Raw genomic sequence first — 6,711 nt, 5'->3', positions numbered from 1 at the left:
GGCGGCGCGGAGATCCGAGCGGCGGACGGCGTTCTGCACGCTGACGGTCGCGGTCGGGAACACCGGGCCAAGGCCGAGCCCGTAGAGGAACAGCAGCGTCTCGGACACGGCGAAAGAGCCGCCTCCCATCGTCGCCGCGAGGACGAGAAGCGCGAGGGTCGAAAGGACATGGCCGAAGATCGCCGGGTTGCGGTACCGGCGAAGCTTCGGCATCGCGCGTCCAGTGACTGCAGCTCCGATCACCGAACCCGCCGCCATGGCGATCAGCCCGATCGCCGCGACATCGGGTCCAACGCCGTTTCGCGTCTCGAAAAAGATCGGGACGATGGTGGTCAGCCCCACGAAGCCCGCCATGCCAAAGGCGACGGCGCCGACGCCGCAGAACACCACCCGGTCGCCCAGGACGCCTAGCGGGATCAGAGGTTCAGCGAAAGACTTCACGCGCCACGCGAACAGCGCGGTTGCGGCGAGCGCGGCCGCCGAAAGGCCGAGCACCTCGGGAGAGGTCCAGACGCCGCTCATGCGACCGAGCGACAAGGCGAGCATCGCGGCGGACGTTCCCGCCACCACCAAGGCGGCGCCTGGCACGTCGAGACGATGCTCGCGCCTGATGAAGGGCAGGTCCTTCAGCGGGCCGTTCATCATGGCGATCGCCACCAGGCCCACCGGCAGGTTGATCCAGAACACCAGCGACCAGTGGAGATGCTGGGCGAACACGCCGCCGACCAGCGGGCCGGCGACGCTCGCGGTCGCCCAGACCATGGAGATCTGGGCGGCGTATCTGGCGCGGTGCTTCGGCGGCACGAGGTCGCCAAGCACCGTCTGCGCGAGCGCGATGAGGCCGCCGCCGCCGAGCCCCTGCACCGCCCGCCCGGCGACCAGCATGCCGAGGCTCTGCGAAAGTCCGCAGATCACCGAGCCCACGAGGAAGATGGCGACCGCCGTGAAGATGACCGGCCGGCGGCCGTGCAGGTCGGCGAGTTTGCCGTAGAGCGGCGTGACCGCGGTCGCGACGATGAGATAGGCGGAGATCACCCAGGGCAGATATTCGACGGAGCCGAAGGCCTTGCCGATCGTGGTCATGGCCGGCGCGACGATCGTCTGGTCGAGCGCGGCGAGCAGCATCGCGGTCAGCACGCCGACGATGATCTGCCGCTTGCGGGTTTCGGTCAGGGGCGCAGAAGCCGGATTGGTCGGGCCGGGGCCGTCCATGGTCACGTCGACTGGGTAGGTTGGTCGAGCGCTCATGTCCCGGCCTTGCGCCGGGACCCATAAGCGCAAGAGGTCGGAAAGGGAACCTCGGCCCGCCGCAACATTCTGATTGCGCAACGTTGAATGGGTCCCGGCGCAAGGCCGGGACGTCAGCGAGGCGTTCAGCCCGTCCACTTCGTCCGAAGGGTGACGAGCTCCTCGGCCGCGGAAGGGTGCAGGGCCATGGTGGCGTCGAAGTCGGCCTTGGTCGCGCCCATCTTCACCGCGATCGCGGCGATCTGGACCATCTCGGCGGCGTCCTCACCGACGATGTGGACGCCGAGCACCCGGTCGTTCCCGGCGTCCACCACGAGCTTCATCAGCACCTTGTCGTCGCGGCCGGACAGCGTCGCCTTCATCGGGCGGAAGCGCGCCTTGTAAATGTCGACCTCGCCCTTCTCGCGCGCCTGCGCCTCGGTCAACCCGACCGTGCCGAGTTCGGGCGTCGAGAACACGGCCGTCGGCACATTCGTGAGATCGACCGAGGTCGGCCGTCCGCCGAACACCGTGTCGGCGAAGGCGTGGCCCTCCCGGATCGCCACGGGCGTCAGGTTCATCCGGTTGGTGACGTCGCCGATCGCGTAGATCGAGGGCACGTTGCTGCGCGAGGTCGGATCGACCAGGATCGCGCCCTCGTGGTCGCGCATCACGATGGTCTGGTCGAGCCCGAGCCCGTCGGTCTTCGGCGCCCGGCCGATCGCGAGCATCAGCTCGTCGGCTGCGACCGCCCCGCCGCCCTTTAGCCGCACCAGCTTGCCGCCGCCCTCGCCGGCCTCCACCGAAGCGACCTCCTCATTCAGAACGAGCGTCACGCCGAGCTTCTCGAGGCCGATGCGGACCTCATCGCGCAGATCCTCGTCGAAGCCGCGCAGCAGCTTGTCGCCCCGATGGACGAGGGTGACGGCCGAGCCCAGTCCGGCAAAGATTCCGGCGAACTCGATCGCGATATAACCGCCGCCCACGATGACGATTTTCTCAGGCAGACGAGGCAGGTTGAAGGCTTCGTTGGACGAGATCGCGAGCTCGGCGCCGGCGAAATCGCCGACATGGGGTGCGCCGCCCGTCGCGATGAGGATGGTCTCGGCCCCGATCATGGCGCCGTCGGCGAGCCGCACGAGGTTCTCGCCCGCGACCGTCGCGCGTTGGCGATGGATCGCCACGCCGGCCTTCTTCAGGTTCTGCTCGTAGATGTCGGAGAGCCGCGCGATCTCCCTGTCCTTGGCCGCGACGAGGTCCGGCCAGGAGAAGGAGGGTTGCTCGGAGAAGCTCCAGCCGAAGCCGCGCGAGTCCTCGAAGGCGTCGGGGAAGCGGCTGGCGTAGACCAGCAGCTTCTTCGGCACGCAGCCGCGGATCACGCAGGTGCCGCCGATGCGGTATTCCTCGGCGATGGCGACGCGCGCGCCATGGCCGGCCGCGATGCGCGCTGCGCGCACGCCCCCGGACCCGGCGCCGATCACGAACAGGTCGACGTCGCGCTCGATCATAAGAAGACCAGGGTCAGATTTCGTGGCCGCGCTTGCGCATTTCCTGGCGGAGACGCGCGACGATGTCCTGGCTCATCTTCTGGCTCCAGGCGCTGGTCTTCTCGTAGCTCGCCTGAAGCACGCCGGGCAGGTTCTCGACGAGCTTCTTGCCGGTCGGCGTCAGGTAGAAGGCCTTGATCTCGGAGAGCTCCTGAGGCGAGAAGCGCTGCGCATAGACGGTCGCGATCTCGGTCATCAGCGCTTCCTTGCGCTGCGTGAACTCCGGCGTCAGCGCCTTGAGGACCTCGTCGAGATCCTTGGCGATCTCGGGCCGCGTGCGGGTGAAGGTGCGCTTCGCCTCGTCCATGAAGATCGGGACGATGTCCTTGACGCTGTCGGCGGCGCCCGAGACCTCGATGACCTCGCGCGCCGCCTTGATCTGCTCCGCGGAGGGCGCCTGCGCGAAGGCCGGCGTCGCGAGCAGCGCGGCGAAGGCCGCCGCGGCGAGGCGTGTGCGGAGCGTCGTCGTCATGCGGTCTTCCTCATGGGCTGCTGCTCGGCCTGCGCGGAGGCCGGTTCGATGGTCTTGACGCCATTCTGGTCGGCCACGATCGCGAGGCTGGCGAGCCTGAGGAACAGGCCGTGCTCGACGACGCCGGGAATGCGGTTGAGCTCCACGGAGAGCCGCTCCGGATCGTCGATCAGTCCCAGCCTGGCGTCGAGGATGACGTGGCCGCTGTCGGTGACGACCGGGCACTCGTCCTCGGCGCGGCGGATCGCGACGTCGCTGCCGAGCCCGAGGTCCCGCGCGAGGCGCTCGATCGCCCGGCGGGTCGACTCCTTGCCGAAGGGCACGACCTCGATCGGCAGCGGAAACGCGCCGAGGCGCTCGACGCGCTTGGAGGCGTCGGCGATGACGATCATGCGCTTCGAGGCGAAGGCCACGATCTTCTCGCGCAGCAGCGCCGCGCCGCCGCCCTTGATCAGGTTGAGCCGGCCGTCGATCTCGTCGGCGCCGTCGACCGTAAGGTCGAGCTCCGGCGTGTCCTTCAGGGTCGTGAGCGGGACGCCGTGGCGCTCGGCGAGCTCGCGCGAGGCCTCGGAGGTCGGCACGCCGGAGACGTCCAGCCCCTCCGCGACCTTGGCGCCGAGCAGCTCGATGAAGTGGGCGGCGGTGGAGCCCGTGCCGAGCCCGAGCTTCATGCCGGGTTCGACATAGGCGAGCGCGGCCTCGGCGGCCGCGCGTTTGAAATCTTCAGTGCTCAAGACGTTCCGTCCTTTCAGCCCCCGACCTAGCGGCCGAGACCAGCGACGAGCAGATACTTGATGTCCACGAACTCGTCGACGCCGCGCTGCGAACCCTCGCGGCCGTGACCGCTCTCCTTGACGCCGCCGAACGGCGCCAACTCGGTCGAGATCAGCCCTGAATTGATGCCGACCATGCCGTATTCAAGAGCCTCCGCGACGCGGAATATCCGCCCCACGTCCCGCGCATAGAAGTAAGCCGCGAGGCCGAACTCGGTGGCGTTTGCGTATTCGACGACCTCGTCTTCGCGCTCGAAGCGGAAGATCGGCGCGACGGGTCCGAACGTCTCCTCGCGGGCGACGGCCATGTCCTGCGTGACGTCGGCCACGACCGTCGGCTCGAAGAACGTCCCGCCCAACGCGTGGCGCTTGCCGCCCACCAGGACCCTCGCGCCCTTGCCCTGGGCGTCCTTCAGGTGGCGCTCGACCTTCTCCACGGCGTCCGGCGTGATCAGCGGCCCCTGCGTCACGCCGTCGTCGACGCCCTTGCCGACCTTGAGCTTGCCGACCGCCGTCACGAGCTTCTCGACGAAGGCGTCGTAGACCTTGGACTGCACGTAGATCCGGTTCGCGCAGACGCAGGTCTGGCCCATGTTGCGGTACTTAGAGACCATCGCGCCTTCGACCGCCGCGTCGAGATCGGCGTCGTCGAACACGATGAACGGCGCGTTGCCGCCGAGCTCCAGCGCCACCCGCTTCACGCCGGCGGCCGCCTGAGCCATCAGGATCTTGCCGACCTCGGTCGAGCCCGTGAAGGAAACGACCCGCACCGCCGGATGGGTGGTGAAGACCTTGCCGATGGCGGAGGAATCCTCGCCCGTCACCACCGAGAACACGCCCTTCGGGATGCCGGCCTCGTCGGCGAGCCGCGCGAGGGCGAGCGCGGTCAGCGGCGTCTCCATCGCGGGCTTCACCACGAAGGTGCAGCCGACCGCGAGCGCCGGCGCGCATTTGCGGGTGATCATGGCGGCGGGGAAGTTCCACGGCGTGATCGCCGCGACCACGCCCGCGGGTTGCCGCAGCACGAGGATGCGCGCGTCGGCGCGATGCGTCGGCAGCGTGTCGCCCGAGACGCGCTTGGCCTCCTCGGCGTAGAACTCGACGAAGGACGCGGCGTAGTCGATCTCGCCCTTGGCCTCGGCGAGCGGCTTGCCCTGCTCGCGCGTCATGATGAGCGCGAGATCGTCCTTGTTGGCGACGATGAGCTCGTACCAGCGCCGCAGGATCGCCGAGCGCTCCTTCGCCAGCTTCGCGGCCCAGGGCCGGAACGCGGCCTCCGCCGCCTCGATCGCCCTGGTCGCGGCGTCGGCGCCGAGATTGGGGACGCGGCCCACGACCTCGCCGGTCGCGGGGTCGGTGACCTCGACCTCCGGCTCGCCGACGAAGGCGCCGTCGAGATAGGAACGGTTGATCAGCAGGGTTGGGTCGGACAGGCCGTCCATCGGGAGACGAGCTCCTCTCGTGAGGGGGCGCGGTGTAGCACGAGGCGGAGATGGTGTTCCAGCCCGCGCCGGACACCCCGGGGACGCGAGCTATCCCTCCCCTTGCAAGGGGAGGGATGAACGCGCCAGATTCTTGAAGAAAGGGCGGGCGGCCTCAGCCGCGAATGGCCCACACGATGGCGACGCCGATCACGGCCGAGACGATGCCGACCAGCCGGAGCGTCTGCTCCGGCGTCGCCGCCATGTTCTCGCCCGCCTTCTTCGCCGCGCCGGGAAATCCTGCGAACAGGACGCCCTCGATCGCAAGGGCCAGTCCGAGCGCGGCGAAGAGGTCCGTCATCTCGCCGGCTGGGCGGCCGGGGCCGACGGCAGTCGGCCGTCGGGCTGCTCGAAGAAGCGGAAGAACTGGCTGTCGGGCGCGAGGATCACCCGCGTGCCGGTCTTGAGCGCCTGTTCATAGGCCTGCATCGAGCGGAAGAAGGAGAAGAACTCGGCGTCGGACTGGAAAGCGTCCGCGAGGATGCGGGACTTCTCCGCCTCGCCCTGGCCGCGCAGGATCTCGGCGTCGCGGTTCGCTTCGGCGATGATCACCTGCGCGTCGCGGTCGGCGCGGGCGCGGATGCCCTGAGCCTGCTCGGCGCCGCGGGCGCGGATCTGCGCCGCCTCCTGGGCGCGCTCGGACTGCATCCGGTCGAACACGGCCTTCGAGTTCTGTTCCGGCAGGTCGGCGCGGCGGATGCGGACATCCACGATCTGGATGCCGAAGCGGTCGGCCTCGCGGTTCGCCTGGTCGCGGATGCGCGCCATGATCTGGTCGCGGCGTTCCTGGACGATCTGCTGGAAGCTGTTCGAGCGGATCGCCTCGAGCAGCGCGTCGGTCAGCACGTTGGTGAGCCGCTGATTGGCCTGCTCGACCGTGCCGACCGCCTGCCGGAAGCGCAGCGCGTTGGTGATCTTGTAGCGCGAGAAGGCGTCGACCACGAGCCGCTTCTGGTCGTTCGCGGTCGCCTCGCGCTCGGGCAGGTCGAGGTCGAGGATGCGCTTGTCGATGCGCGTGACGCTCTCGACGAACGGGATCTTGGCGTGGAGGCCGGGCTTCGTGATGGTGTCGACCGGCTGGCCGAGCCGGAGCACGATGACCTGCTCGTTCTCGTTGACGGTGTAGAGGGAGCTGTAGGCCGCGACCGCGATCGCGAAGGCGATCACGGCGAAGGCGGCTCCGAAGACGCTGCGGTTCATGGGCTTAGCGT

The 6,711-nt window shown here is 69.0% G+C and carries 7 protein-coding genes; all 7 read right to left on the bottom strand.

Translation table 11 applies throughout. From position 1 onward, the window contains the following. The coding region (locus tag EK403_RS14695) for an MFS transporter (RefSeq protein ID WP_245479715.1) at positions 1-1,248 on the bottom strand (1,248 nt) is incomplete at its 3' end. Positions 1,249-1,373: 125 nt separating this feature from the next. After that, entirely contained in the window at positions 1,374-2,735 is a 1,362-nt protein-coding gene (gene gor, locus EK403_RS14690) for a glutathione-disulfide reductase (RefSeq protein ID WP_128778225.1), read from the bottom strand. A 13-nt stretch (positions 2,736-2,748) separates the two neighbouring features. Next, complete coding sequence (locus EK403_RS14685; protein ID WP_128778224.1) at positions 2,749-3,246, bottom strand: DUF2059 domain-containing protein; 498 nt, start codon at positions 3,244-3,246, stop codon at positions 2,749-2,751. After that, entirely contained in the window at positions 3,243-3,980 is a 738-nt protein-coding gene (gene rpiA, locus EK403_RS14680; RefSeq protein WP_128778223.1) for a ribose-5-phosphate isomerase RpiA, read from the bottom strand. Before rpiA ends, EK403_RS14685 begins: the two co-directional genes overlap by 4 nt. 26 nt (positions 3,981-4,006) lie before the next feature. Continuing rightward, positions 4,007-5,461 (bottom strand): NAD-dependent succinate-semialdehyde dehydrogenase, encoded by a 1,455-nt coding sequence (locus EK403_RS14675; protein ID WP_128778222.1) that lies wholly within the window; start codon positions 5,459-5,461, stop codon positions 4,007-4,009. Positions 5,462-5,615: 154 nt separating this feature from the next. Further along, entirely contained in the window at positions 5,616-5,801 is a 186-nt protein-coding gene (locus EK403_RS14670) for a DUF2065 domain-containing protein (protein WP_128778221.1), read from the bottom strand. Then, entirely contained in the window at positions 5,798-6,700 is a 903-nt protein-coding gene (hflC, locus tag EK403_RS14665; protein ID WP_128778220.1) for a protease modulator HflC, read from the bottom strand. Before hflC ends, EK403_RS14670 begins: the two co-directional genes overlap by 4 nt. Positions 6,701-6,711 lie beyond the last annotated feature (11 nt).

Origin of the sequence: Hansschlegelia zhihuaiae (assembly GCF_004103825.1) — a bacterium.
Lineage (GTDB): Bacteria > Pseudomonadota > Alphaproteobacteria > Rhizobiales > Methylopilaceae > Methylopila > Methylopila zhihuaiae.
Note: the sequence above shows the minus strand (reverse complement) of the source record. Positions and strands in the feature narration are given on the sequence as shown.